At 68.7% G+C, this 26,881-nt stretch carries 25 protein-coding genes; 23 read left to right on the top strand and 2 right to left on the bottom strand.

What is annotated here, in order from left to right; translation table 11 throughout:
* The first annotated feature begins 2 nt into the window (after window positions 1–2).
* The 18 genes from folP to R3E10_04510 all read left to right on the top strand — a co-directional run bounded on the left by folP (window position 3) and on the right by R3E10_04510 (window position 18,759).
* Entirely contained in the window at window positions 3–905 is a 903-nt protein-coding gene (gene folP / locus R3E10_04595) for a dihydropteroate synthase (GenBank protein ID MEZ4415011.1), read from the top strand.
* Complete coding sequence (gene cdaA / locus R3E10_04590; protein MEZ4415010.1) at window positions 902–1,693, top strand: diadenylate cyclase CdaA; 792 nt, start codon at window positions 902–904, stop codon at window positions 1,691–1,693. The genes folP and cdaA overlap by 4 nt, the downstream gene beginning before the upstream one ends.
* Window positions 1,694–1,863: 170 nt before the next feature.
* On the top strand, window positions 1,864–2,562 hold the full coding sequence (locus tag R3E10_04585; protein MEZ4415009.1) for a MotA/TolQ/ExbB proton channel family protein: 699 nt from the start codon (window positions 1,864–1,866) through the stop codon (window positions 2,560–2,562).
* 68 nt (window positions 2,563–2,630) lie between these two features.
* Window positions 2,631–3,053, top strand: coding sequence for a biopolymer transporter ExbD (locus R3E10_04580; GenBank protein MEZ4415008.1), 423 nt, complete (start codon window positions 2,631–2,633; stop codon window positions 3,051–3,053).
* A 5-nt stretch (window positions 3,054–3,058) separates the two neighbouring features.
* Entirely contained in the window at window positions 3,059–3,508 is a 450-nt protein-coding gene (locus tag R3E10_04575; protein ID MEZ4415007.1) for a biopolymer transporter ExbD, read from the top strand.
* The gene (locus R3E10_04570; GenBank protein MEZ4415006.1) at window positions 3,505–4,182 is read left to right on the top strand and encodes a TonB family protein; all 678 of its coding nucleotides are present in this window, start codon (window positions 3,505–3,507) and stop codon (window positions 4,180–4,182) included. The genes R3E10_04575 and R3E10_04570 overlap by 4 nt, the downstream gene beginning before the upstream one ends.
* Before the next feature lie 192 nt (window positions 4,183–4,374).
* Window positions 4,375–5,133 carry a YggS family pyridoxal phosphate-dependent enzyme gene (locus tag R3E10_04565; GenBank protein ID MEZ4415005.1) on the top strand — a complete coding sequence of 253 codons (759 nt, stop codon included), beginning with the start codon at window positions 4,375–4,377 and terminating at the stop codon, window positions 5,131–5,133.
* Between the two features lie 47 nt (window positions 5,134–5,180).
* Entirely contained in the window at window positions 5,181–5,882 is a 702-nt protein-coding gene (locus tag R3E10_04560; GenBank protein MEZ4415004.1) for a DivIVA domain-containing protein, read from the top strand.
* Window positions 5,883–5,908: 26 nt separating this feature from the next.
* On the top strand, window positions 5,909–6,721 hold the full coding sequence (locus R3E10_04555; GenBank protein MEZ4415003.1) for a purine-nucleoside phosphorylase: 813 nt from the start codon (window positions 5,909–5,911) through the stop codon (window positions 6,719–6,721).
* The gene (ileS, locus tag R3E10_04550; protein MEZ4415002.1) at window positions 6,718–9,870 is read left to right on the top strand and encodes an isoleucine--tRNA ligase; all 3,153 of its coding nucleotides are present in this window, start codon (window positions 6,718–6,720) and stop codon (window positions 9,868–9,870) included. Before R3E10_04555 ends, ileS begins: the two co-directional genes overlap by 4 nt.
* A gap of 10 nt (window positions 9,871–9,880) precedes the next feature.
* Window positions 9,881–10,408 carry a signal peptidase II gene (lspA, locus tag R3E10_04545; GenBank protein MEZ4415001.1) on the top strand — a complete coding sequence of 176 codons (528 nt, stop codon included), beginning with the start codon at window positions 9,881–9,883 and terminating at the stop codon, window positions 10,406–10,408.
* Window positions 10,392–11,354 carry an RluA family pseudouridine synthase gene (locus R3E10_04540; GenBank protein ID MEZ4415000.1) on the top strand — a complete coding sequence of 321 codons (963 nt, stop codon included), beginning with the start codon at window positions 10,392–10,394 and terminating at the stop codon, window positions 11,352–11,354. The genes lspA and R3E10_04540 overlap by 17 nt, the downstream gene beginning before the upstream one ends.
* A gap of 11 nt (window positions 11,355–11,365) precedes the next feature.
* A complete protein-coding gene (locus R3E10_04535) occupies window positions 11,366–11,860 on the top strand; it encodes a hypothetical protein (protein MEZ4414999.1) in 495 nt (164 codons plus the stop codon).
* Entirely contained in the window at window positions 11,857–14,298 is a 2,442-nt protein-coding gene (locus R3E10_04530; protein ID MEZ4414998.1) for a DnaA/Hda family protein, read from the top strand. The genes R3E10_04535 and R3E10_04530 overlap by 4 nt, the downstream gene beginning before the upstream one ends.
* Entirely contained in the window at window positions 14,298–15,908 is a 1,611-nt protein-coding gene (locus R3E10_04525; GenBank protein MEZ4414997.1) for a DUF4388 domain-containing protein, read from the top strand. Before R3E10_04530 ends, R3E10_04525 begins: the two co-directional genes overlap by 1 nt.
* Window positions 15,909–16,026: 118 nt before the next feature.
* The gene (locus tag R3E10_04520; GenBank protein MEZ4414996.1) at window positions 16,027–17,001 is read left to right on the top strand and encodes a peptidase MA family metallohydrolase; all 975 of its coding nucleotides are present in this window, start codon (window positions 16,027–16,029) and stop codon (window positions 16,999–17,001) included.
* 78 nt (window positions 17,002–17,079) lie between these two features.
* Complete coding sequence (locus tag R3E10_04515; protein ID MEZ4414995.1) at window positions 17,080–18,483, top strand: sigma-54 dependent transcriptional regulator; 1,404 nt, start codon at window positions 17,080–17,082, stop codon at window positions 18,481–18,483.
* 57 nt (window positions 18,484–18,540) lie between these two features.
* Entirely contained in the window at window positions 18,541–18,759 is a 219-nt protein-coding gene (locus R3E10_04510) for a hypothetical protein (protein ID MEZ4414994.1), read from the top strand.
* Between the two features lie 64 nt (window positions 18,760–18,823).
* Here R3E10_04510 and R3E10_04505 read toward each other — a convergent pair whose 3' ends face one another.
* Window positions 18,824–19,012, bottom strand: a complete 189-nt coding sequence (locus tag R3E10_04505) for a hypothetical protein (GenBank protein ID MEZ4414993.1) — start codon at window positions 19,010–19,012, stop codon at window positions 18,824–18,826.
* Between the two features lie 96 nt (window positions 19,013–19,108).
* On the opposite strand from R3E10_04505, the gene ggt reads away from it, so the two are divergent.
* Complete coding sequence (gene ggt, locus R3E10_04500) at window positions 19,109–20,728, top strand: gamma-glutamyltransferase (GenBank protein ID MEZ4414992.1); 1,620 nt, start codon at window positions 19,109–19,111, stop codon at window positions 20,726–20,728.
* 74 nt (window positions 20,729–20,802) lie between these two features.
* Here the strand turns inward: ggt and R3E10_04495 are convergent, their stop codons facing one another.
* Window positions 20,803–22,188 (bottom strand): pyridoxal-dependent decarboxylase, encoded by a 1,386-nt coding sequence (locus R3E10_04495; protein MEZ4414991.1) that lies wholly within the window; start codon window positions 22,186–22,188, stop codon window positions 20,803–20,805.
* Between the two features lie 93 nt (window positions 22,189–22,281).
* Here R3E10_04495 and R3E10_04490 point away from each other — a divergent pair, with 93 nt between their 5' ends.
* The 4 genes from R3E10_04490 (at window position 22,282) to R3E10_04475 (ending at window position 26,875) form a co-directional block, all read left to right on the top strand.
* On the top strand, window positions 22,282–22,959 hold the full coding sequence (locus R3E10_04490; protein MEZ4414990.1) for a dienelactone hydrolase family protein: 678 nt from the start codon (window positions 22,282–22,284) through the stop codon (window positions 22,957–22,959).
* A gap of 156 nt (window positions 22,960–23,115) precedes the next feature.
* Window positions 23,116–25,686 carry a DUF5916 domain-containing protein gene (locus R3E10_04485; GenBank protein ID MEZ4414989.1) on the top strand — a complete coding sequence of 857 codons (2,571 nt, stop codon included), beginning with the start codon at window positions 23,116–23,118 and terminating at the stop codon, window positions 25,684–25,686.
* 98 nt (window positions 25,687–25,784) lie between these two features.
* Complete coding sequence (locus R3E10_04480; protein MEZ4414988.1) at window positions 25,785–26,237, top strand: hypothetical protein; 453 nt, start codon at window positions 25,785–25,787, stop codon at window positions 26,235–26,237.
* 77 nt (window positions 26,238–26,314) lie between these two features.
* Window positions 26,315–26,875, top strand: a complete 561-nt coding sequence (locus R3E10_04475) for an HD domain-containing protein (protein MEZ4414987.1) — start codon at window positions 26,315–26,317, stop codon at window positions 26,873–26,875.
* Window positions 26,876–26,881 lie beyond the last annotated feature (6 nt).

Below are 26,881 nucleotides of genomic sequence, written 5' to 3'. Positions count from 1 at the left end.
CGATGCTCCACGGGGTGGACGATCCGTCCCGCCGGAGCGGTCGGGATCGTGCCGGCGGCGTCCCGGTCTGGAAGCTGCGCACGCGCGACCTCGTTCTGGACCGCCCAGCCGTCATGGGCATCCTCAATCTCACCCCCGACTCGTTCAGTGATGGGGGCCGGCTGCCGGATGTCGCTGCCCAGCTGGAGCGCGCGCATGCGTTCGTCGAGGCCGGGGCCGACCTGCTCGACATCGGAGGTGAGTCCACCCGACCGGGGGCCAGGCCCGTCGCCCCCGCTGAGGAGCTCCGCCGACTCGCGCCTCTGTTCGAGCGTCTGACCGAGATCCCGGCTCCCGTCTCCATCGATACGCGGCGAGCCCGCGTCGCCGAGGAGGCGCTTCAGGCGGGTGCGGAGGTGGTCAACGATGTCTCGGGACTGGCCCACGATCCCGAGATGGCCGGACGGGTGGCCGAGTGGGGTGCCGGGCTGGTGCTGATGCACATGCGGGGGGATCCGCCCACCATGGTCGAGTTTGCCCACTACGCCAACGTCGTGGAGGAGGTCGTCGAGGAGTTGGGCGTGGCGCTGGAACGGGCTCGCCGAGCGGGGATCGAGGAGTCCCGGGTGGTCCTGGACCCGGGGATCGGCTTCGCCAAGGACGCGGAGCAGTCCTACGCACTGCTGGCGCAGCTCGCCCGCCTGGGCGCGCTGGGGCGGCCTGTGCTGGTGGGCCCCAGCCGCAAGCGCTTCCTGGCGGGCGAGGCGGGGCTACCTCCCGATCAACGGGTGGAAGGCACCTTGGCGGCGTGCGTGGCGGCGTTCGAGCGCGGGGCCCGCGTCTTCCGCGTGCACGATGTGCGCTCGGCCCGCAGAGCCCTGGACGTGGCGCACCGCATCCGCCGGGCGGGGAGGGAGGACGCGTGAGGACGCTGTTTGATCAAGTGCTCTTCCTGCGGCCGGGTCTGCTGGATCTCGTGCAGATCGTGCTGGTCGCCGCCCTCTTCTACTGGCTTCTCCTCCTGTTGCGACGCACGCGGGCCATGCAGATGCTCCTCGGCGTCCTGCTTCTGGCCGGCGTGTACTTCGTCGCGCGGCTGCTTGGCCTCTCCCTCATTCGCCAGATCCTCGAGACGGTCTTCCGCTACGGAGCCATCGCGCTGCTCGTGGTGTTCCAGCCGGAGTTGCGTCAGACCCTGGCCCGCCTGGGACAGACCCGCATGCTGCGGCGCTTCAGTCGCATGGAGTCCAGCCAGGTCGCCGACGAGATCGTGGCGGCGGTGGAGCAGCTGCAGCGGCAGAAGGTGGGAGCGATCCTGGCCATCGAGCGGGAGGTGGCCCTGGATCCCTACGGAGACACCGGCCGGCCGGTCGAGGCCCGGGTTTCCTCGGACATCCTGGCCACCATCTTCACCCCCTACTCGCCTCTGCACGATGGCGCCGTGCTGATCTCCGGCGACCAGATCAAGGCGGCGGGGGCCATTCTGCCGCTGACCCAGAGTCCCGTGAGCGACCGGTCGCTGGGGACCCGGCACAGGGCTGCCATCGGCCTCAGCGAGGAGACGGACGCGCTGGTCATCGTGGTGAGCGAAGAGACCAGCCGCATCGCCGTAGCCCAGAGAGGACGACTCGAGGTGGGCGTCGACGGCGCGCGCCTGAAGGAGCTGATCGAGACTCCGGCGCCCCCGGTTTCCCTGGGGGCCGCGGGGGCCTGAGGTCGGGGCCCCCGACCGGTTTCCGGCCCCGATTCAGGGGCCGGCCGGGGCGTTTGACATGCTCGTCGGGCACTTCCTACATTGCCGCCGCTTGTGCCCCCCGGGCGCGGGCCTGTGTGGAGGCCCCGGCTTCTGCCAGAGGCACAACCCTGGAATCCAAGGAGTGGCGGTTGGAATCGTCCGGCGCGCAATACCAACTGATGTCGCTGTTCGCCGACGGCGGCTTCATGATGTACCCGCTCGTCCTGTGCTCGCTGATCGCGCTGGGCGTGATCATCGCCAAGGCCTATACGCTGTTCATCGCGCACAAGGATGCGAAGACGCTGATGGGCCGGGTGGAAGATGCCGCCCGTGGGGGCCGGCTGGACGAGGCCATCCAGACGGCTGCGTCGACGCGGGGCCCGACCGCCGCCATCCTCTACGCGGGCCTCACGCGCCTCAAGGACCTCAAGGTCCGCCGGGGTGAGTTGGAGCAGGCCGTCAACACCACCGGCACCATCGAGCTCGGCTTCCTGGAGCGGGGGCTGGTCGTGCTGGCGACCATCGCCAACGTAGCCCCCCTGATGGGCTTCCTCGGGACCGTTCTCGGAATGGTGCTGGCGTTCGCCTCCATCGAAGCGGCCGGCAACGTGGATCCGGGACTGGTGGCCGGCGGCATCAAGGTGGCTCTGCTCACGACGGCCGCGGGGTTGATCATCGCCATCCCGGTGAACATCGCCTACAACTTCTTCGTGTACGCGATCGACAAGCTGATCGTGGACATGGAGCAGGGGACCCAGGAGGTGCTGAATCTGGCCTGGGACCTCGAAAAGCAGGGCAAGCTCCAGGTCACGAGCAGCAAGGGAAAGAAGCGGGCGGCCACCACCTGAGGCCGGAACCTCGTCACAGATCACCCGGTATCTGAACTCAGCGCCGACACAGGCGGAGAAGCGATTCCATGGCATTCATGAAGAAGAAGTCCAAGGTCAGCGACGAGGTGCCCACCTCGTCGATGGCGGACATTGCCTTCCTGCTTCTGATCTTCTTCCTGGTCACCACGGTGTTCCCCCGCGACAAGGGGCTGCCGGTGGTGCTTCCGGAGGCTCAGGAGCAGGTCCAGGTCAGCCAGAAGAACATCATGCACCTCATCGTCCAGCCCAACGGCCTGGTCGAGGTGAAGCGGGGTGAGAGCCAGCAGACGCAGCAGGTGCGGCCCGACCAGATCGAGGCCATGTGGCGCCTGGAGGTGGCGAGCAACCCCGGCCTGATTGCGGCGGTAAAGACCCACCCCGATGCGCCGTACAGATTCATGGTGGACGTCCTGGATGCCCTCCAGTCGGCCGGCGCGGAACGTATCTCGTTGCAGCTCCTGGAGAACTAGACGCGATGGCGATCAAGCAAGGTGGGTTCAAGAGGAAGTCGGGCGTCTCCGACGAGATCCCCTCGTCGTCGCTCGCCGACATCGCCTTCCTCCTCCTGATCTTCTTCATGGTGACCACGGTCTTCCGGACGTCGGGCGAGCAGCCGATCGACTGGGTCGCGGCTGAGGCCACCCAGAAGATCGACGAGAAGAAGAAGAACGTCCTGGAGCTGTGGGTGCTCGAGAACGGCAACGTCTTCGTGAACGACCGTCCCGTGGCGATGGCCGACGTCTCGTCACTGGTCGCTCCCATGTACGTCGAGACCGACCGCCGCCTGGTGACTTCGATCCGAGCGGACAAGGACGTGCCCTACATCTTCATTGACCAGGTGCAGAAGGAGCTGCAGGAGGCCGGCGCCGTTCGCGTCGTGTTCGCCACCGAGCTCGAGCGCCGCATGTCGGGAGAGAGACGATGAGCGATGCGCAGGGATCCGCGATCGCCGAGGTCATGACGGCCAACGATCGCTTCAAGCAGGGCTTCGGAACCTGGTTCTGGGGCTCCATTCTGGCCGCCACCGCGCTGCATTTCGCGGTGTTCCAGTTCTGGCCGGAGATGACCGCGGCCGACGTGTCCTTTGCCACCGAGGAGTTGGAGGCCATCGAGCTCCCGCCGGAGATCGAGATTCCGCCGCCACCGCAGGCGATCGCCCGTCCGGCGACGCCCGTGATCGCGGATACGCCGCTCGAAGAGGACATCACGATCGAGACCACGACCTTCGCGGACAACCCGGTCGAGGACCTGCCCCCGCCGCCCGAAGCGACGGAGACGGACATCTCGGCTGCACCGACGTTCACGCCCTTCACCGTGAAGCCGGACTTGAAGAACCGGTCCGAGGTCCAACGGGCCCTCACGCGGGAGTACCCGCCGTTGCTCCGTGATGCCGGCATTGGTGGCACGGTCAACGTGTGGTTCTTCATCGACGAGAACGGACGGGTGTTGCGGACCCAGGTCCAGCAGTCCTCCGGCCACAAAGCGCTGGATGACGCGGCGCTCAAGGTGGCCAGCATCATGGAGTTCACACCGGCCTTGAACCGCGACAAGCGTGTGCAGGTCTGGGTGGCCTTTCCGATTACGTTCCAGATCCAGTAGCCGGATCCTGGGACGAGCAGTGCGGAGGCCCCGCCGGACTCGGTCCGGCGGGGCCTTCCCCGTTCCAGTGCCTGCCGCGGCAGCCCACGCGCACCGCCACGAGCCGCCGCGCCGAACGGGCTGCTCCCTCGTGGTTTCCCGGGGAGCAGAGCTTTAGGTTTGTATGTCTGTCCACCAAGCGTAGGAGTCGCGTTGGCACGGGTCGCTTGCGAGTCGGATGCCGAACCCCGAGCGGGGGAGGAGAGCGCCCTGGAGCGGGTCTATCGGGACCGCCTCCGGGAATCGCTTCCGCGGATCGAGGCGGGTATGGCCGAGGCTGCGGTCCGGTCCGGGCGGGAGGCGAGCGCCGTCCGCCTGGTTGCGGTCACCAAGGGACATCCGGTCGCGGCCCTGCGCGCTGCCTGGGCGGAGGGGATCGCGGACCTGGGCGAGAACCGACCGGAGATTCTGGTGGAGCGGCGGGGCCTGCTCCCTGCAGGGGCCGTTCGTTGGCACCTCATCGGGCACGTCCAGCGCCGCAAGGCCCGGGAGGCGGCAGAGGCGGCGGACCTGTTCCATGCCCTCGATTCGGAGCGGCTCGCCGAGCGTCTGAGCCGGGTCCTGGAGGAGGAGGGGCGCGTGTTGCCGGTGCTGCTACAGGTGAACACCTCTGGGGAGACCGTCAAAGGCGGCTTCGAGGCGGCCGAAGCTCTCGACGCCCTGGGCCGTGTGCTGGAGCTGCCGGGGCTGGAGGTTCGGGGGCTGATGACCATGGCGCCGTTCGTGGAGGACGAAGGCTGGATCCGGAGGACCTTCCGGCGCTTGCGGGAGCTGCACGAGCAGGCGACCGCCCTGAGCCGGTATCAGGGCACGGAGCTGTCCATGGGCATGACCCATGATTTCGAGATCGCGATCGAGGAGGGAAGCACGATGATTCGTGTCGGCACCGCCCTCTTCGGCGAGCGCGCGTAGCCGGGGTCGGCCACCGGCCCCGGTCCATCCACTGATTCGAGACCGAGATGATCGAGCTCACACCACTGGACGTTCGAAAGAAACGGGGCGACTTCCGCAAAGGCATGCGCGGCTACGATCCGGGCGAGGTCGATACGTTTCTCGAGATTGTGGCGGAGCGGCTGGAGGCGCTGGTCAAGGAGAACATGACGCTCAAGGAGCGCTCGGCTCGCCTCGGTGATCAGGTGCGCGAGCAGCAGGATCGCGAGAAGGCCGTTCAGGACGCTCTGGTCACGGCGCAGGCTCTGCGCAAGGACATCTCGGGACAGGCCCAGCGGGAAGCCGAGCTGATGCGTCGCGAAGCCGAGGCCGAGATCGAGCGGATGCTGATGGACGCGGAGAACCGCCTCGACGAGATCCGCCTGTCGATGGACGAAATGGATCGCCGCCGCCGCCGCTTCCTTCGGGCAGTGCGTGCCATGTTGGAGCGCGAGCTGGATTTCGTCTCCGTCGAAGAGGGCCGTGATCCGCTCGAGGAGCGGCCGCTGGAGCTGGAACTGTTCGTCCCTCGCGGGGGCGCAGGGGGCCGCGACACGGCGCCCAGCGATGCACGGGGTGACACAGAGGAAGAGGACGACGAGGACATCGTCGCCATCGAGACGCTGGGTCCTGAGCCTGGGGAGGACGACGAGGACCGGGAGGTGGCGCCCTGGCAGCCTCATTGGCGCTTCACGCTGGGCGAGTCGGAGCAGCCGGGCTCGGACGGGTGAGCCCGGGGCCGTTGGCGCTGGCCGCCATCGACGAGGCCGCGGCTCGCGTCCGCTCCCTTCCCGGTTTCACAGCGCCCCGCGTCGGGATCGTGTTGGGGACCGGCCTCGGAGGGCTCGCGGAAGAGATCGAGACCCCCGCCGAACTCGCGTATGATGCGATTCCCGGGTTCCCGCTCTCCACGGTCGAGTCCCACACGGGACGGTTGCTGCTCGGTCGGCTCGCCGGTGTGCCGGTCGTCGCGATGCAAGGTCGCATGCACCGCTACGAGGGCCACTCGCTGCAACAGGTCGCATTCCCGATCCGCGTCCTGGCGCGGCTCGGCATCGAGGTGCTGGTGGTGACCGGGGCCTGCGGCGGGATGAATCCGCTCTGGGCTCCCGGAGATCTCGTGCTGCTGGACGACCACATCAACCTGCTGGGAGACAATCCACTGGTCGGCCCCAATCTGGATGCTCTGGGTCCCCGTTTTCCGGACATGTCCGAGGCCTATGACCGGAGGCTGCAAAGGTTGGCCGAGGCCGTGGCGCTGCGGCGCGGAATCGCACTGCGGCGCGGCGTCTACGTCGCGGTCACCGGGCCCAACCTGGAGACCCGCGCTGAATACCGGATGCTGCGCCAGATGGGGGCCGATGTGGTGGGCATGTCCACCGTGCCTGAGGTGATCGTGGCGCGGCACATGGGCGTCCGGGTCCTCGGCTTTGCGATCGTCACCGACGCCTGCTTGCCGGACGCGCTGGAACCGGCCGACGTACCGACCATCATCCGCACCGCCATGGAGGCGGAGCCCCGCCTGACGGGGCTCGTGCACGACGTGATCGCGAACCTCGACGACGCATGATCTATCCCGAGCTGCCCAAGTCGCTGAACGAGCTGGAGGAGGCCGTACTCGCGCGCTGGCGTGAGGAAGACCTGTTCCTCCGCACTCAGGAGTGGACCGCGGACAAACCGCCGTTCGTGTTCTATGAGGGGCCGCCCACCGCCAACGGTCGGCCGGGCTTCCATCACATCATCAGTCGCACCACCAAGGATTTGATCTGTCGCTACCGGGCGCTGACCGGTCGCAGGGTGCTGCGCAAGGCCGGCTGGGACACGCACGGCTTGCCCGTAGAGATCGAGGCGGAGCGCAAGCTGGGCATCTCCGGAAAGCCGGACATCGAGGCCTTGGGCATCGAGCGCTTCAACCAGGTCTGCCGCGAGTCGGTCTGGACCTACCTGGAGGTCTGGGAGAAGCTCTCCGAGCGCATCGGGTACTGGCTCGACTACTCCAAGCCGTACGTGACCTACCACGCCGAGTACATCGAGAGCGTTTGGTGGATCCTGGAGCGGCTGGCCGGGAAGGGGTTGCTCTACCGGGGCCACAAGAGCGTGCCCTACTGTCCGCGCTGTGGAACCGCGCTCTCGTCGCACGAGGTGGCTCAGGGCTACGAGGAGGTGGAGGATCCGTCCCTCTACTTCCTGGCCCCGCTTCTCGATGCGTCCGGAGCGAGCGAGCCGCGCGGCCGCGCCTTCGTGGCGTGGACCACGACACCGTGGACGGTGCCGTCCAATGCGGCGCTGGCGGTCCATCCGGATCTCACGTACGTCGAGGTCGACACACCGGATGGCATCCGGATCGTGGCCGAGTCGCGCGCCGCTGCGCTGTTCGGCGAGGACGCCACCATCGTGGGGCGCCACACCGGTGGCGAGCTGGTGGGCACGCGCTATCAGCGGCCGCTCGACCTGATCGAGGTGAAGGACCCTTCGCCCACGGCCTGGACGGTGGTTGCGGAGGAGTTCGTATCGGCCGATGACGGCACCGGGCTGGTTCATATGGCCCCGGCCTTCGGCGCCGACGACTACGCGGCCGGACAGCGGCACGGGCTTCCTCTGCTCCGTCCCATCGACGACCAGGCGCACTTCCTGCCCGAGGTGGACGTCGTGGGTGGGCTCTTCGTCAAGGACGCCGATCCCATCCTGCTCGACCTTCTCCAGGAGCGGGGCGCGCTCTTCCGTGCTGAGCGCTATGTGCACAGCTATCCCCATTGCTGGCGCTGTCGCTCGCCCCTGATCTACATGGCGCGCGACTCCTGGTTCGCCGCTACTTCGACGCTGAAGGACCACCTCCTGGCCAACCACCACCAGGTCTCCTGGCACCCGCCCGAGGTGGGCGAAGGGCGCTTCGGCGCGTGGCTGGAGGGCAACGTGGACTGGGCGTTGTCCCGCGACCGCTTCTGGGGCACGCCCCTGCCGGCCTGGGTCTGTGACCAGGACCGCGAGCACGTCGAGTGGATCGGCAGCTTCGCAGCGCTGGCGGAGCGGGCGGGTCCGTTGCCGGAGCCGTTCGATCCGCACCGTCCCTTCATCGACGAGGTCACCTGGACCTGTTCGTGCGGCGGGACGATGCGCAGAACGCCCGAAGTGATCGATGTCTGGTTCGACTCGGGCTCGATGCCCTACGCGCAGTGGCACTATCCGTTCGAGAACCAGAAAATCTTCGAAGACCAGTTCCCGGCCGACTACATCTGCGAGGCCATGGATCAGACGCGGGGCTGGTTCTACTCGCTGCTCGCCATCTCCACGATGCTGGGGCTCGGTCCCTCGTACCGGAACGTGATCGTCAACGGCCTGATCCTGGACGCGGACGGACAGAAGATGTCGAAGTCGCGCGGCAACGTCGTCGATCCGTTCGACGCCATCGCCGAGCACGGCGCCGACGCGGTTCGCTGGACCATGATGACGGTCAGCTACCCCTGGGCGGACAAACGGTATGATCCGGCCGTGGTGGCGGATGCCAGCCGCGCGCTGTTCGACACGCTGCTCGAGACCTACCGGTTCTTCGCACTCTATGCCAATCTCGAGGGCTGGCGCCCGTCGCACGCGGACCCGGCGCCCGGGGAACGCCCCGTGCTGGATCGTTGGCTGCTGGCCCGCCTGGACGGATTGGTGCGGCTGGTGCGCGAGGATCTGGACAGCTACCAGATCACACGGCCCTACCGGGAAGTGGGTGCCTTCGTCGACGACCTCAGCAACTGGTACGTGCGTCGGTCGCGACGGCGCTTCTGGGGGAACAGCGACAGCGCCGACGCGCGTGCGGCTTTCCGTACGCTCTACGATGCCCTGCACACCGTGAGCGGGTTGCTGGCACCGGTCACACCGTTCGTCTCCGACGCGCTCTGTCGTGCGCTGACGGGCCAAAGCGTGCACCTCACCCCGTTTCCGCAGGCCAGTCCAGGATCCGCCGACCACGAAGCGCTCCTGGAGGAGATGCGCGCGGTACGCGTGCTCTCCCGCCTGGGACGGGCCGCGCGCGAGGATGTGCGCATCCGCGTCCGGCAACCCCTGCGCACCCTGCGAGCGGTAGTGCCAGGTGGCCGCGCGCCGCGTCCCGAGCTGCTGGATGTGCTCAAGGACGAACTCAACGTGAAGGACGTCGACTTCTTCTCCTCCTCCGACGGCCTGGTGCGGATCTCAGCCAAGCCCAACTACCGCGCGCTGGGCAAGCGCTTCCAGAAGCGGACGGAGCTGGCCGCCAATGCGGTGCGGGCTTTGGACGCCGAGACCCTGGAGCGCTACCGGGCCGGCGAGGCGGTACAGATCGAGGTCGACGGGGAGGCCTTCGCGCTGGAGACCGGGGATCTGGACGTCCTCGAAGAGGCGCAGGGCGAGTTCGCCGTTCGGGCGGAGGCCGGGCATGTCGCCGCCCTCGACCCCACCCTGGACGACGAGCTGTTGAGCGAGGGGCTCTATCGCGAGCTGGTCAGTCGCGTGCAGCGCCTCCGCAAGGACGGAGGCCTGGCGGTCTCGGACCGGATCCGCCTGGCGGTGGCCGGCCCCGCCGAGGTGGTGGGTGCCGCGCGCCACTTCGCCGATGCGCTCAAGGCCGAGACGTTGACGCTCGAGCTGGACGTGCTGGACGGCCCTGCCGAGGGCCGGTTCGCTCACACGCGCTCGGAGGACCTCGACGGACGCTCCGCCTGGATCGGTCTCGACGTCGTCCGGGGCGACTAACAGGTCGTCGGTGACGGAGCGGGAGCGTGCCGAGGGGCCACCCGCCGTGCGGCGCCCCAACAAGCTGGTCGTGCTACTGGGCGTGACCGGGAGCATGGTTCTGCTGGACCAGCTTTCCAAGAACTTCATTCGCGTCTGGCTCCAGGTGGGAGACCGGGTTCCCGTCCTGGGAGACGTGCTCACGCTGACGTACCTGCTCAATCCGGGAGCCGCCTTCGGCGTGCAAGGCGGGCCCGGTCGCTGGGCGCTTTGGTTGGGTCTGGGTGCGGCCGGGCTTCTGGTGTTGGTCTTCGTCTTCATGCCGGTCGAACAGCGTCTGCGCCTGTATGCGGTCGCGGTCACGCTCGGTGGTGCGCTCGGCAATCTGATCGACCGCTTCCAGCAGCCGGCCGGTGTCGTGGACTTCATCCACCTGCGCGTGCTGCGCTGGTCGTTCCCCGTCTTCAATCTCGCCGACGTCGCGGTGCTCGGCGGCTCGCTCACGCTGATCGTCGCCATCTGGTGGGAGGAGAGGAAGTTGCGTGAGCGAACGACGTGAGCGTCTGCAGGCGACTGCAAGCGACGGCGGACGACTCGATCGTTTCCTCTCGGAACGGCTGGGCCTCTCGCGCACACGTGTCGCTTCGCTGATCGCGGCAGGGCAGGTGCTCGTCGACGGGCGCACTGCCCGCAAGGCGGACCCCGTGGAGCCCGGGCAGATCATCGATGTGACCGTGCCCGCGCCGGAGCCGGTCGACATCCTGCCCGAGGACATTCCCCTCGACGTGGTCCACGAGGACGAGCACCTGTTGGTGGTGAACAAGCGTGCGGGCATGGTGGTGCACCCGGCGCCGGGACACCGCAGCGGCACGCTCGTCAACGCACTCCTGTTTCACGTGCGCGACCTCTCCGGTGTGGGTGGACGGCTCCGGCCCGGGATCGTGCACCGGCTCGACAAGGACACGTCCGGACTCCTGATCGTGGCCAAGTCGGACGCCGCCCACCTCGGACTGAGCGCAGCCCTCAAGAAACGGGACATCCGGCGGATCTACCTGGCTGCAGCCTGGGGTCATCTGGCCGAGGACCCGCTCACCATCGACGCGCCCATCGGCCGGGATCCGCGCGATCGCAAACGCATGGCGGTCGTCGAGTCCGGGAGGCCGGCGCGCACCCAGATCCGGGTCCGGGAACGGTGGCCTGCGGCCGAGCTTCTCGACGTCCGCCTCGCGACCGGGCGGACCCACCAGATCCGGGTCCACCTCTTGCATGTGGGTCATCCGGTCATCGGAGATTCCCTGTATGGCGCGGGCTGGGAGCGCGGAATCGCGGGACCGCAGAGACGATGGGCAAGGGAACTCCTTGCCCGGGTGCCTCGGCAATTCTTGCATGCGCGGGCACTGCGTTTTGTTCACCCGGTGACGGGTGAGCTCCTGCACTTCCGAATCCCACCACCGCCGGATCTCGCGGCGGCACTGGCCTTTGGCCGGGCCGCGCGCGGAGGATAGGCCGGGGCGGAATGGAAGCGAGCTCGACGGGGGGCACACAGAAGCGGCAGCCTCCGCCGGGACCACTGGACATCGCGGTCGACACGTTCGTCCGTGACGCGGGCGCAGCGCGCGTGGTTCTCATGAACCGCTCGGGGCGGCTCCTGCTCCAGAGAGGCTTTCCTGACTCCCGCCAGGTCATGAAGATCGCCACGCTCGCGGCGGGCATCCACGCCACCGGAAAGAAGATCGGTGAGTTGGTCGGGGACCCCGGAATGGCCCACGCCCAGAACCGCGGGACCACCTGTGAGTTCTTCCTGAGCGAGCTGGTCACGCCGGCCGGGCCGATCCTCTTCCTCACCGTCTTTCCTGCCAACGGGCGGGCCACGCCAGCCCGGTCGGCCTTCGAGGTCTTCGCGCGCACGCTGGGCTCCCTGGCCGGCGTCGGCGGAGACGGACCCTCGCGGGCCGAAGAGTTCGAGTCCTCCCTCATGGCCAGCCTCGAACGGCTGTTCCCCGACCGATGATCCGGGACGTCGCCTTCGACCTCGACCCGAGGATGACCTTCGACACGTTCGTCGTGGGTCCCGGGAACCGCCTCGCGTCCGCGGCGGCGCGCCGAGCGGCCGACTCCCCGGCGGCGTCCTACAATCCGCTCTTCCTCTACTCGGCGTCGGGCCTGGGCAAATCCCACATCCTGAACGCCATGGCGCATCACTCCGAGCGCCTGAATCCCGACGCGCGCGTGTTGTACCAGACGCTCGAGGGCTACCTGAACGAGTTGGCGGACGCGCTCGCCCAGGGTCGGCAGGACGAGATGCGGGACCGCTACAAAGACCTCGACATCCTCCTCCTCGACGACGTCCAGTTCCTGACCGGACAATCCGAGGCCCAGGAGATCCTGCTGCGGACGCTGGACGCGCTGAACGTGTCCGGCAGTCAGATCGTCCTCGCCTCCGACCGGCCGCCGGCCGAGATCGATGGACTGGACGCGCGGCTGCTGTCTCGCTTCTCGGGTGGGCTGATGGTGGACATCTCGCCCCCCGAGTTCGAGACCCGGCTGGCCATCATCCGGCGGCGACGGGCCGAGCGTGGGATCGAGCTGGCGGACGACGTGGCCGAGGCCGTGGCGCGCCTGCCGTTCCGCAACGTGCGCGAGCTGATGGGTGGCCTCAACCGCATCCTGGCCATCCAGGATCTCGAAGGTCGGGTGGTCACCGCCGCCGAAGTGCCGAAGCTGGTGGACGTGCCGCGCGAACGTCCTCGGCGGCCTCGCCGTCTGGCCACGGTGTCCAGCGTGCCCCTGCACGAGGAGCCCGAGTTCGAGGAGCCGTGGCAGACCCTCATCCGTGAGGCCGCCGAGGCCGCCGAAGCGGAGGGGTTCAGCGCCTCGCGCCTGCGCCGGGTGCTCGATGGGGACCTGGAGCCCGCCGACCCGGACCGCATCGTCAACGAGTACCATGCGGTTCTCGACGAGCTGAGGACCATCCAGTCCGAGCTGGACATGGTCGGCAATCCCTGGCCGGAAGCCGCACGCGGAGTGCTCACCGACCCGGAGCGGGTCGAGGAGGCGCGGGCGCTGCTCGCTTCGGCCCGCGAACGGGTGCGGGACTTCCCACCCTTCCGCGACGACCGCGTGCTCGACGACATCGCGGAACGCTTCCCACCGCTGGCGGTGAAAGCCGCCCGCGAGTTCACCGGGGAGGAGACGCCCGAATACAATCCGCTCTTCGTGTGGAGTCCCGACGGCTTCGGAGCCCGCGAGTTGCTCGAGGCGCTCGGGACCACCTATCTGGCGGCCCGTCCCCGGGCGCGCGCGGCCCTGATCTCGGCCAAGGAGTTCGCCGAGGAGTTCATCGCCGCGCTGTCCGAAGGGGTCGCGGGAGCGTGGCGCGAGCGCTGGTGGACGGTCGAGCTTCTGATGGTCCACCAGGCGCAGGAGCTCTCCCAGACCGAGCGGGCGCAGGACGAGTTCTTCCACCTGTTCGAGGCGGTCAAGCGCCGTGGCGCGCGCATCGTGATCGCCGCCGACCGGCCGCCGTCGCGCGTGGCCCACGTCGACGATCGACTCCGTTCGCGCTTCGAAGGCGGGCTGGTCGTCGAGGTCGACGTGAAGGGCGAGCCACCGCTGCCGGCCTCGGAGCTGCTCGCCCGCCGTCAGACGCGGCAGAGCGCGCTGGAGACGTCGCTGGACAGCCTCGAGGGCGGCGGCGAGGTGGGGCCGGACCTCGCGTTGGTGCGCAGGGACGACGAGGGGAAGGTGATCCGCCCCGAGGAGGCGCTGGACCCCGCCTTCGAGGCGTCACTGGCCGGGCTGGACGGGGGTTCCGAGCGGCATGCCCTGACGCCGGAGGTGGGGCCCGACCCGAGCGCGCCCCCGTCGCTCACCAAGATCAAGATCCGCACGGACGATTTCCCTACGCTGCTCACCGAGAAGAAGCGGTGGCAGCGCGAAGCCGGGATCGAGGACGATCGGCCGTTGCCACCGGAGCCGGTGCGCGCTGCCCCGTCCCGCGCGACCAGCGCCGAGGCACCGGCAGCCGCCGCGCCGGCGGCCCCTGGAGCACAGCCCGGCGCCGTGCCCGACGTCTCGGACGCGCAGCCTCTGCAGCCCCAGGCGCCTGGCGCCTTCGACATGTCACCGGAGTCCGGCGAGGAACCGACCGAAGCACCCCAGCCAGCGACGGCGGACCTTCTCGATCCGGCTCCGGTGACCTCTCACACGGCTTCCGAGCGCGGGGAGGGGTGGAACGACACCCTCCCCGTCTCGGAGCTGAGTGAGATCATCGATGCCATCCTCGCTCCCTTCGAGCAGCCCGCTGGCCCTGAGACGGCCGCTCTTGTCGGCAACGGGACCGGCCCCGCCCGCACGGAAGCTCCGCGCGAGCCGTGGCGTCCCTCCCCGGAGAAGGTGGTCTGGGAGTGGCCGCGCGTGGAAGATCGCATCGTGGCGGAGGACATCTGATGGCGCTACGCGGCTCGCTCAACGAGGTCAACCTCGCGGACATCTGCCAGCTGCTGGCCATGGGTCGCAAAAGCGGATGTCTGTGGATCACCGATCGCTCCAACTTCGGCTATGTCTACTTCGATCAGGGGCGGGTGACCTACGCTTCCGTATTGAACAGGCCGGACCGTCTCGGGGAGTTGCTCGTACAGAACGGCGTCATCAACCGGGAGCAGCTGTCGGCGGCCATGGAGGGGCAGGCCCACCGACCAGGCGCCCGCCTGGGGCGCATGTTGGTCGCCCAGGGTGCCATGTCCGAGGACCAGCTCAAGTCGTATGTGGAGCTTCAGGTCTCGGAGGCGGTCTATCACCTCTTCACCTGGACCCAGGGCTCGTTCCACTTCGACCCGGATCACGTTCCGGAAGAGGAAGAGGCGCGGCTCGTCTCGATCAACGCGGAGAACCTCCTGTTGGAGGGTGCGCGCCGGGTCGACGAGTGGAGCTTGATCGAGAAGCGCATTCCTTCGTTCGATCTGGTGTTCTCCATCACTCGGCTCCCCGAGGATGGCGAAGTCGAGCTGACGCGCGAGCAGCACAAGGTGATCGCCGTGCTCGACGGCCAGCGCTCCGTGGACGAGGTCGTACGACAGACCGGGCTGGTCGAGTTCGAGGTCGGCAAGGCGCTGTACGGGTTGGTGCAAGCGGGATTTGCCGAACAGAGCGGACGAAAGGTCGGAGCCCAGAAGGACACGCCCGAGCTGCGCGTGAAGCGCCATCTCGATCTGGGACTCGCCTTCGACCGCGCCGGATTGCTGGAGGACGCGGCGCGAGAGTTCCGGCGCGTGGTGGAGCTGGATGCCGAGAACGAGCGGGCGCACCGCAAGCTGGCGCTCATCGCGCTGCGCGGTGGCAAGGCCGCGGACGCGCTCCAGCACTTCGGCGCGCTGCCGGCCGCGGAGCAGAAGCGCTATTCGGTGCTGTGCAACCGCGCGCTGGCGCTCGAGATGCTGGGACGTACCGACGAGGCGCTCCACCTGCTGGACGTGGCGGAAGGCGTGCGTCCCACGGACGCCGATCTGTTCCTGCAGCGTGGTATCACGCTGCTGAAAGCGGGGCAGGCGGGCGCTGCGACGGACGCCTTCATTCGCTACCGCGAGCGCATGCGGGGGAAGGTGCCGCCTCCTATGTACTACGCGCACGCCGTGCTGGCCGCCGCCATGGACGGCGCCATGGAGGACGCGGTCCGCATCGGGCGGGAGGGGCTGACGCATCATCCCAAGGACGGCACCATCCTGGTCAATACGGGCGCTGTGTTGGAGCGGGTCGGTGAGCCCGCTGCCTCGGAAGCGTTCTACCTGCGCGCGGTGGGGCAGGACCCGCCCCCGCAGGCACACAAGAACCTCGGTGACCTGGCCCTGCAGCGCGGCGACCCGGCCGGGGCCCGTGCTCACTACGAACGGGCCGTTCGGGTCGAACCCCGACTGGGGGACGACGTGTATGCCAAACTCGGTCAGCTCGCCCATCAGGAAGCGGAGCACGAGCGGGCGGCCGAGTACTATGAGTTGGCCTTGGAGCTGAACCCGTCCAACGAGACGGCTCGTTCCGGCCACCGCACGCTGGAAACCGCCTAGGGCATCTGCCGGTCCCGGTCCGACTCGGGCCCCCCGGCCCGGAGCGCGGAGGACAGCACCGCGGGGGGGCGGAACCTCGGCGCAGGGCCCACGCTCCTCCGGCTCGATCGGATGCACGATGGCTCTCGCGTGGCTCTGCATGGCGCTGACGGTGGTGGCGTCGGAGGTCCAGACTCCGCCCACCGCCCCGCAGGCCGTGGTGGGCGAGCGCGTCCGGGTGGAGTTCTGGGACGGGAACCGGGCTCGCGCCCAGGCGCTGCTGGATCAGCTGGACGCGCTACCTCCGTTGTTGGCGCTACCGCCTGGATTGCCCCGAGGGGTTCAGCTACGGCTGGCCGAGACGGAGGAGCGTTTTCTTTCCCTCACCGGGGGAGCGCCTCCCGACTGGAGCGCCGCCGTGGCGCTGCCGGACCAGGACGTGATCGTGCTGCCGGTCTATGCGTCCAACCGCACCCGAGGTGGGGCGCGGGCGGTGACGCTTCGCCACGAATGGGCCCACCTCGGTCTCGAGCAACACCTGAGAGGGCTCCGCATACCGCGATGGTTTCACGAGGGATACGCGCTTCACGCGGCGCGCGAGTGGGACGCGAGAGCCGGCTGGAAGCTCCGCTGGGCCTTGGCCACCGGTGCCGCGCCGCCGCTCGACTCCCTGTCTCTGGATTGGCCCGCTGGCGCCGCCCGGGCGGGCCTGGCCTACGACCTGGCCGCCACGGCCGTCGAGTACCTTCTCGAACCGGCCGGAGAAGAGGGCCTCCGGATCTTCCTGGAGCGATGGCGCTCGGACGGGTCCTTCGACGAGGCGTTGGCGCAGGTCTTCGGCTTCACGCCAGGGCGGTTCGAGTCGGCCTGGCTTCGCTGGGTCAAGCGGCGCTACGGATGGGGGTTGGTACTCTCCCAGAGCGTCCTTCTCTGGCTTTCCCTGGGGGCGGTCCTGCTGCTGCTCTGGCGTTGGAGGGCGCGCCGCTTGAGGGACCGCATGGCCCGGCTGCGTGCGGCCGAACCCCCCGACGCGCCTGCCTGGTGGGACGTGGCGGCGGCGACGGAGGCACCGGCTCCACCGCCCGATCCGAACCCCGGTGGGGAGGCCGGGTAGTAGCCTCGTCTGAGTCGGACCGGCGCGCCCCTGCGCCACCCGAGCCCCCCCGCGCTCAAGGAAGGCAACGCTTTGCCGATGCCGTCGCGTATTCTGCTGGTCGACGACAATGCGGACGCCCTGACCGTGCTCAAGACCAAGCTCGAGCATGTGGGCCACCACGTGGGAACCGCGGGGAGCGCGGAAGAAGCGCTCTCTCGCATCAAGGAGTTCGATCCCGCAGTGGTGATCACCGACCTGCACATGCCGGGAATGAACGGCATCCAGCTCCTGGAGCGGGTCAAGGCCGACATGACCGAGGTCGACGTGATCGTGGCGACGGGCCACGAGGACATGAGCTCGGCCGTGATGGCCATGAAGGCGGGCGCCTTCGACTACCTGGTCAAGCCCATCGACCTGGGCGAGGTGGAGTCCCTGGTGGGGCGCTGCCTGGAAGCCCAGCGGCTCAACCGCACGGCCCGGCGCGTCCAGGACGACGGGGAGCCCCCTTCGTTCGGCGAGAACACGGTGGTGGGGCGCGATCCGCGCATGATCGAGATCTTCAAGACGATCGGAGTGCTGGCTCGCAACCGCGCCACCGTGCTCATCCGCGGCGAGACGGGCACGGGGAAGGAGATGATCGCGCGCGCGATCCATCAGAACTCGGCGGCGTCACGCGAGCCCTTCATCGCGGTCAACTGTACCGCGCTGTCGGATACGCTCCTGGAGTCGGAGCTCTTCGGGCACGTGAAGGGCTCGTTCACCGGCGCCGTATCCTCCAAGCGCGGGTACTTCGAGCTGGCGGGCTCGGGCACGATCTTCCTGGACGAGATCGGCGACACCTCGCCCGATTTCCAGACGAAGCTGCTGCGTGTGCTGCAGGAGCGTCAGTTCTATCCCGTGGGTGGGGAGGAGCCGCGCTTCACCGAGGCACGCGTGGTGGCGGCCACCCATCAGCCCATCGAGAAGTTGGTCGAAGAGGGCGGCTTCCGTGAGGATCTCTATTTCCGACTGAAGGTCGTCGAGATCGAGGTGCCACCGCTGCGTCAGCGCCGCGAGGATATCCCCCTGTTGGCGCAGGCGCTTCTGTACAAGACCGCGCGCGAGATGGGGTCGCAGTCCCGCTTCATCTCCGAGCCCGCGATGCGGCGCCTCAAGCAACATTCATGGCCGGGGAACGTCCGCGAGCTCGAGAATGTGCTCACCCGCGCCATCGTCCTGGCGCGAGGACATGCCATCGCCGAGGAGCATATCTCACTCGGAATCCAGGTCTCCTCGCGGGCCAAGCGCTCGGAGGGGCCGGACTCGGACACGCTGGACGCGGTGATCGCGGCGCACGTCGCGGACGTGCTGGACCGCTGTGGGGGCAACAAGAGCCAGGCGGCCCGCACGCTGGCGATCTCGCGGTCGCGGCTCGCGCGCATCCTGCGCAAGTTCAATCTCGATGACGGTTCCGACGAAGGCGACCTCATCGGGATGGACGACGACGACGACGAGGATTGACCCCTTCGGCACCCGAGTCCCTTGACCATGGGGGTCGGGGCCGGGTAGCGTGCAGCCGTGGCCAAGAATAGAACGTCCAAGACCGACGCTGCGAGCCCTGAGCGAACCCTCTCCCAGGCGCTGCGCTTTTCCGCGATCAATGGGGTGTTGGGGGTGGCCGGGTTGGCGGCCGTGGGGCTCGGGTACCTGCTGCTCTCGCAGGGCTCCATCACGGCGGCCCCGCTCCTGCTCGTCCTGGGCTACGTGATCCTGATCCCCCTGGCGCTCATCCTCTAGTCGACGCACCCGGGGGGCGTACTGGCGGGGTTCGCATGCGGCCCGGGAGCCGCATGCGGATGACTCAGCAGTTCACGGCGAGACTGGGGGCCGGGGGGGCTACCGGGGACGCGACCGCGGGCTGGGCCGGCAGCGCCGGCTCGGAGCCCGCAGCGGGGGTCCCGCTCAGCAAGGTTCCGGACGCCAACGCCAGGACGGTCAGCGTGATTCCCAGGATCGCCATCTTCGGGGGTGTCTTCCTCAACGTAGTCATGTCTCCTCTGTCCTCCACCACTTTCCTCCCTCCGTACACATACGACGCATGAGCGACCGAAAACGTTTCATCGCCCTGCTCGCCCTAGGAGTGTCGATGAGCGCGACCGCCGAATTGTCGGGCCAGCAGGGCCCCTTCAGCGCCGGGGGCCGCTCCACCGTCTACGCGCCGCGGGGCGCGGTGGCCACCAGTCAGCCCCTGGCCACGGCCGCCGCTCTGGAGGTGCTCCAGAACGGGGGCAACGCCATCGATGCCGCCGTGGTGGCGGCGGCGGTCCTGGGGGTGGTCGAGCCCCACATGACCGGGATGGGGGGCGACATGTTCGCACTGTTCTGGTCGGCCGATGAAGGGCGGCTGGTGGGGTTGGACGCGTCAGGCAAAGGGGGTGCGCTCCTGGATGCGGACGCCCTCCTGGCCGCCGGGGTGGAGCGTATGCCGGGTTCCGGACCCCAGTCCGTCACCGTTCCAGGCGCGGTGTCGGGGTGGGCCGCGCTCCTGGAACGGTACGGGACGCTGGATCTGGCCCGGGCGTTGGAGCCGGCGCGCCGCATCGCGGACGAAGGCTTCCCGGTCACGCCGGTGATCGCCGCCCAGTGGCGGGCGCAGGTTCCCAAGCTCTCGCGCGACCCCGGCGCCGCGTCGACCTATCTGTTCGAGGGAACCCGCGGTCCCGAGGCGGGGGAGTGGTTTCGCAATCCGGACCTGGCGGCGTCGTACGCGCAGCTTCAGAGCGAGGGCCCCGCTGCCCTCTACGGCGGAAGCCTCGGCCGGCGAGTGGTCGAGCACCTGCAGGCCAACGGCGGCTTCCTGACCCTCGACGATCTGAGGGGCCACTCGGTCCGCTGGGTGGACCCGCTCTCGGTCGACTACCGCGGCTACACCGTGTGGGAACTGCCCCCGTCCGGTCAGGGGATCGCGGCCCTGCAGATGCTCGAGCTGCTGGAGCCCTTCGATCTCGCGGCCATGGGACACAACTCGCCCGAGTATCTCCATCATCTGATCGAAGCCAAGAAGCTGGCCTACGAGGACCTCCGCACCTACGTGGCGGACCCTGACTGGATGACGACCTCGCCCCAGGAGCTCCTCTCCGAGGCCTACCTCTCCGGTCGCCGGGCTTTGATCTCACCCCGGGCGGCGGCCGACCGCGAAGAGGCGCCCGAGGCCGCGCAGGCGTCGGAGACCATCTACCTGTCGGTGGCGGACCAGTACGGCAACATGGTCTCCTTCATCAACTCGGTCTTCGGCTATTTCGGGTCCGGCGTCGTAGTGCCGGGGACCGGATTCGTGCTGCAGAACCGCGGGGCCGGGTTCACCCTGGAGGTGGGTCATCCCAACCGGGCCGCGGCCGGGAAGCGCCCGTTCCACACGATCATCCCGGGATTCGTCACCCGGGACGGGCAGCCGTGGATGGCGTTCGGGCTGATGGGGGGAGCGATGCAGCCGCAAGGGCATGCCCAGCTCTTGATCAACCTGATCGACTTCCACATGGACCCGCAGGCGGCGGTCGACGCGGCGCGCTTCTATCACCTCTCGGGTCGCAACGTGGCCCTGGAGCCCGCCATCGGGGCCGAGACGCGAGCCGCATTGCGTGCCCTGGGGCACCAGATCTCGGACTCCGATCCGGCGTACGGCGGAGCTCAGCTCGTGATCAAGCTGCCGCGGGGCTGGGCTGCCGCGTCGGACCCCCGCAAGGACGGGCACGCCGCCGGGCACTGAGCCCGGCCGAGGGGGGGCGGTCCCGCGGCCCGCGCGCGAGCCGGCGGGCGATGCGTGGCAGACGGCCGGGGCGTCTACTCCGGCGGCGGCGCGGCCTCCTGGACCCGCTGCCAGACCGCTTCGAGGTCCTGCCAGGTGCAGAGGTAGGTACCCAGGGCCCAGCGCAGCGTGAGTCGGCCTGCGATGGTGGCGTGGGAGAGAAACGCGAACCCTGATCCGTTGATGGCCTCGAGGAGCGCCCGGGTCGCCGCCTCCCCCGCTCGGCAGCGGAAGCACACCAGACCCATGGTCGTGGGCGCCGCGATCTCGAAGCGCGGATCGGCAGCGATCAGGTCGGTCAGTCGCTGGGCCCACTGCACGTGCTCGCGGATCCGTTGCACGATGCCGGCCCGTCCGAAGGACCGCATGACGAACCAGAGCTTGAGGGAGCGGAAGCGGCGCCCCAGCGGAATCGCGTAGTCCATCAGGTCTACGGTCCGATCGTCTCTCTGGTACTGGAGATAGGACGGCGTCAAGGAGAACGCGCCTCGGAAGGTGTCGGGGTCACGCGTATAGAGCACGCTGATGTCCATCGGGCAGAAGAGCCACTTGTGTGGGTTCACCACGATGGAGTCGGCTCCGTCCGCCCCGTCCAGCAGGTGCCGCAGCTCGGGGACCACGGCCGCCGCTCCGCCGTAGGCGGCGTCCACGTGGACCCACAGGTTCTCCTCGCGCGCGATCTCGACCACCTCCCGGACGGGATCGACGCTGGTGACGCCGGTCGTCCCCACGGTGGGCACCACGCATGCGGGCCGCAGCCCCTGGGCGCGGTCGCTGCGGATGGCCTCGCGCAGGGTGTCCGGGCGCAGCCGGAAGGCCTCGTCGACGGGAAGGCGCGTCAGGTTGTTCAGACCGATGCCGGCCATCGTGCAGGCCTTGTCCACCGAGGAGTGCGCGTACTCCGACGTGTAGACGCGCAGTCGTCCGTCGGGACCGCGATCGCGGCTTTCGGGGTCGGCGCGGTGACGCGCGGCCGCGATCGCATGCAACGTGGAGGTGGAGGCGGTGTCGAGGATCTGTCCGAACCAGCCGGGGGTGAGGCCCAACCACTGACGCAGCCAATCAAGCGTGACCTGTTCCAGCTCGGTGCCGGCCGGCCCCGACGCCCAGAGCATGTGCTGCATGTTCAGGCCCGCGATGAGCGTCTCGGCCAGCACGCCAGGCGGGGAGGACGAGATCGCGAAGAAGGAATGGAAGCGCGGGTGGTTCCAGTGGGTCACGGCGGGGAGGATCTCCGCTTCGAAGTCCGCCAGGATCCGCTCCATCGGCTCGCCCTCTTCCGGAGCGGAGTCGGGGAGTCGATCGATCAGATCGCCCGGACGCATGTTCGGCGTGACCGGGTAGCGGCGAATGGAGCGCCAGTACTCCGCGATCCAGTCGGCGACGGTGTGCGCGTGCTGCTGGTACTCGTCCGGGGTCATGAGCGTTCTGGCTCTGCGAGGGCACCTCTGGAGCGCTCCAGGGTTAGGCCCGCGATCGACGTCGCGCCAGACCAGCTCGTGGAAGAGGATGCCATGCCATCGACGACGCCGGGTACGACGGGACCCGATTCCCCCCACCAGGGGCAGTCCCTTCTCTGGGCAGGCGCCCCCCTCGCTGAGGCTCGCGGCGCGCTGGTCCTGGTACATGGCCGCGGAGGTTCCAGCGAGGACATCCTGAACCTGGGCCTGCACCTGGCCTCCGAGGGCGTGACCTTGGTGGCGCCGGCGGCGGCACAGCACACGTGGTATCCGTTCCGTTTCCTGGAGCCCACCCACCGCAACGAGCCCTGGTTGACGTCGGCACTGACGGTGCTCGACGACGTGGAGGCGACGCTGACGGAGTCGGGGATCGATTCAACGCGGGTGGTGCTGGTGGGGTTCTCACAGGGCGCCTGTCTGGCGAGCGAGTCGTTGCGACGGCGGCCGCGGGCTCTGGGTGGGCTCCTCGCCTTTGCCGGCGGCGTGATCGGACCCGACGCGGGCGGGCCCGGGGAAGGGGCGGCCCTGACCGGTATGCCCGCCCTCTTCGCCTGTGGAGATGCCGATCCGCACATCCCGGCGCAGCGCGTGCGGGAAAGCGCTGCGCTCTTCACGGCGATGGGCGCCGAGGTGGACGTGCGCCTCTACAAGGGCATGGGACACGGCATCCATCCCGACGGCTTGCGGGCGGGACAGACCCTGGTGGAGCGCGTGCTCCCCGGCCCGCCGTAGCGACCCGGGCCTGCGCCGGCGTTTGCCCGTCGTGGTGTCCGTCGGGCCGCCGGGCGCAGACCCGGTGACATTCGAATTGAAACCCTTTCCCCCTCCCGTCCATCCAACGGTGCGATGCTACCGGAAACGGGGCCCGAGAGGGCGGGGAGGGGGGACATGCGCGCAGGGATCGTGGCGATCCTCGGGCTGGCGGTTGCCGCCGGAGGGTTGGGTGCCCAGTCGCTCGACGGGGATCGTGGAGCCGCGGAGCGAGCGGGGCGGGCCCGGGCGACGGTGGCCATCCGCGCGGAGGTGCCTCCACAGATCGACGGCCGCGACGGCGATGCCGTGTGGCTGAGGGCTCCAGCCCAGACGGGATTCCGGCAGTTCGATCCCCAGCCCGATGCAGCTCCGTCGCTGCCCACGGAGTTCAAGGTCGCCTACGACGACGACAACCTCTATGTCTTCGTGCGCGCCTTCGACAGCCATCCCGACAGCATCAGGCGCGCGCTCACCCGACGGGACGTCCGGGGACCTTCCGACCAGATCAGCCTCTACGTCGACTCGTACAACGACCGGCGCACCGGCTTTGCCTTCCACGTCAATCCGGACGGCGTCAAGCGCGACTTCTCCATCTTCAACGACGGGAACGAGGACGTCTCCTGGAACGGTGTGTGGGACGTGGTGCCCCGCGTCGATTCCCTGGGATGGACTGCGGAGTTTCAGATCCCGCTTTCCCAGCTGCGCTATGCCGATGCCGCCGATCACACGTTCGGTTTCGGGGTGTGGCGTGACATCGAGCGCTACAACGAGACCGTCGCCTGGCCCCTGTTCAGTCGCACCACCAGCGGCCTCATCTCGCAGCTCGGGCAACTGGAGGGCCTCGCCGGCCTGGGATCGACGCGCCGCACGGAAGTCACGCCCTACGTGCTCACCCGCAATGTGTCCCGGCCGACCGGAGGCGGCTTCGAGCGCGACCAGCAGCTGGCCGTGGGTGGCGACCTCAAGATCGGCCTCACGCCCAACGTCACGCTCGACGCCACGCTCAATCCCGATTTTGGGCAGGTGGAAGCGGATCCGGCGGTGTTGAACCTGACCGCGTTCGAGACCTTCCTGAGCGAGCGGCGCCCCTTCTTCGTGGAAGGCACCGGGCTCTACAGCTTCCAGCTCAACTGCTACATCGTCGTGGACTGCTCCACCAACGAAGGGCTGTTCTACTCCCGCCGCATCGGTCGGAGCCCGTCGCTTTCGGGCCAGTATGGCGACGCTCGTACGCCCACTGCGACGCCCATCGCGGCCGCCGCCAAGCTGACGGGTCGCACCGCCGGGGGCTTCTCGTTCGGCGCGCTCGACGCGTTCACCCAACAGGTCGAAGGCGCCCAGGGGCGGACCGTCGAGCCACGGACCAACTACGCCGTGCTGCGCGCCCAGCAGGATTTCCGGGACGGGGATGCCGGCATCAGCTGGATCGGCACGGCCGTGAACCGAGCGATGGACGATTTCAGCGCCCCCTGGTTGCACGAGAGCGCCTACGTCTCCGGCGTCACCTTCCGGAATCGTTTCAGCGATCGGCGCTACGAGGTCGCCGGGTCGTTCGCCTATTCGCGCGTCGCGGGCAGCGCCGAAGCCATCGCGCGCACGCAGCGCGGCTCAGTGCACTACTACCAGCAGCCGGGGGACGAGCTGGTGTTCGACTCCACGCGCACCTCCCTCTCCGGGTACGCAGCGCAGCTCAAGTTCGGCAAGTACGGCGGCGGGATCACCCGCTTCGAAACCAGCCTGGTGCAGCAGTCCGCAGGCTTCGAGCCCAACGACCTGGGGTTCCTGCGCCGCGCCGACATCGTGGACTGGAGCACCTGGGCGGCGCTCAGCTTTCGCACGCCGACGCGCGTGTACCGATGGGCGCAGGTGAACGCCAACCACTGGGAGCACTGGACCACCTCGGGGCTGCGCCTGGAGAGCGCTATCAACCTGAACGGACACATGGGCCTCCACAGCAACTGGGACGTGCACCTGGGGGGGACCCTCGGCGACCTCGGCGAGAGCTACTGCGACCGCTGCACGCGCGGTGGGCCCTCGGTTCGGGATTCGCGCGGGTTCTACCCGTGGGGAGGGATCAACTCCGACAGCCGCAGGACGCTGGCGGGGGGGATGTGGGTGAACCTGGGGTTCGCGGACGAGGGTCAGACGCGGACCACCAACCTGAGTCCGTACCTTCGTTTCCGGTTCTCGGATCGCTTCACGACCAGCGTGGGGGCCAACATCTTCCGGGCCGACCGGGACGCGCAGTGGTACGGCAACTTCAGCGATGGCCCCGGGACGGTGCACTACAGCTTTGCCCACCTGGACCAGCGCACCGTGTCCTTCAACCTGCGCGTCAACTACACAGCCACGCCGGATCTGACCTTCGAGTTCTATGGCGAGCCGTTCGCCAGCAGCGGGACGTGGTCCGACGTGCGCGAGATCAGCGCGACCCCGGACGCCCCCGCCTACCAGGACCGCTACCAACCCTTCACGCCCCCTGCGGGCTCGCCGGCCAGCTTCTCGTTCCGGCAGCTGAGGACCAACGCGGTGGTCCGCTGGGAGTACCGTCCCGGCTCCACGCTCTTCCTGGTCTGGGCGCACGGCCGGGAGGCCTTCGCCGAGGACCAGAGCCGGCGCCCCTGGCGCCAGGACTTCGACGGGCTCTTCGATCTCCACCCCGACAACACCTTTCTGATCAAGGTGGCGTACTGGCTGAACCGCTGAGCGGTGGGGCGTATGGGCCGGCCCGCTCCCGCGGCGCGCTTCTTGCCTTCTGACTCGACAGAGGTGGTGCACAGTGCCCCATTTCGAGCGCGAGGGACATGAACAGAGTCGCAAAAGCTGCCTCCGCGGAGGAGGTGGCCTTCAGCCACGCGGCTTCAGAGGAAGCCTGGATTCCCCGGGCCATCCTCTGGACCGTCGTCATCGTCGAAGCGGTCGCCCTGGCGCTGCCGCTCCCCGGATTCCTCCGGACCGTCGTCGGCTTCACGGCCCTGGCGCCCCTGATCTGGGTGGCCGCCGGGATCCAACCGGCCCAGCGCGCCCGGACGTCGGACGCGTGGGCCAGGGCCCGGCGCTTCAATCGGCTCCGGAATCTCACCGTTGTCTTCCTGGAAGAGGTGAAGCGCCTGAACTGGCTGGGCGTCGACGCCAAGCGGGGCGGCAGGGACGCCACCCGGGCCGAGGCAGAAATGGCCGCCATCGAGCACCGCATGCACGAGCTGATCACCCAGATCCGCAAGGCGGCCGGGACGGAAGACGGGCAGGCCGGCTAGCGGCCAACAAGGTTGCGCTGCTGGAAGAGTGGGCTTTGCTTCGGGGTCGGAGCGCTCACAGCAGCGAGGACGGACTCGTGGATGCCGAGCTCGAAGGACCCTTGGAGTTCCTGCGGACGGCTGAGCGTTTGAAGACCACGCACCGGAGCGCCTGGACGTCGAGCGGGGAACGTGAGAGCGTCGCGGAGCATACCTGGCGACTGTGCCTCATGGTCGTGGTCCTCGGCGAGTGCTTCGACGGAGTCGACCTGGATCGGCTGCTGCGCATGTGCGTGATCCACGACCTGGGCGAGGCTCTGGGCGGAGACATCCCCGCCACGCTGCAAGATCCGACCGTACCCAAGTCCGACGCGGAGCGCCGGGACTTGGTCAGGCTGCTCGAGCCCCTCCCCCAAGCCAAGCGCCTGGAATTGCTCGCGCTCTGGGACGAGTACGAGGCAGCGGAATCGCCGGAAGCGAAGGTGGCCAAGGCGCTCGACAAGCTCGAGACGATCCTGCAGCACAACCAGGGCGCCAACCCCCCCGACTTCGACTACGCGTTCAACCTCACGTATGGTGCGCGCCATACGCGGGGGCATCCGCTGATCGAGCGGATCCGCGCGCATCTGGACGCGGAGACAGCAGAGAAAGCGGGGTGAGCGCGA

Source organism: Gemmatimonadota bacterium, assembly GCA_041390105.1.
Lineage (GTDB): Bacteria > Gemmatimonadota > Gemmatimonadetes > Longimicrobiales > Gaopeijiaceae > JAGQIF01.
This window is presented reverse-complemented; position numbering and strand designations above follow the sequence as displayed.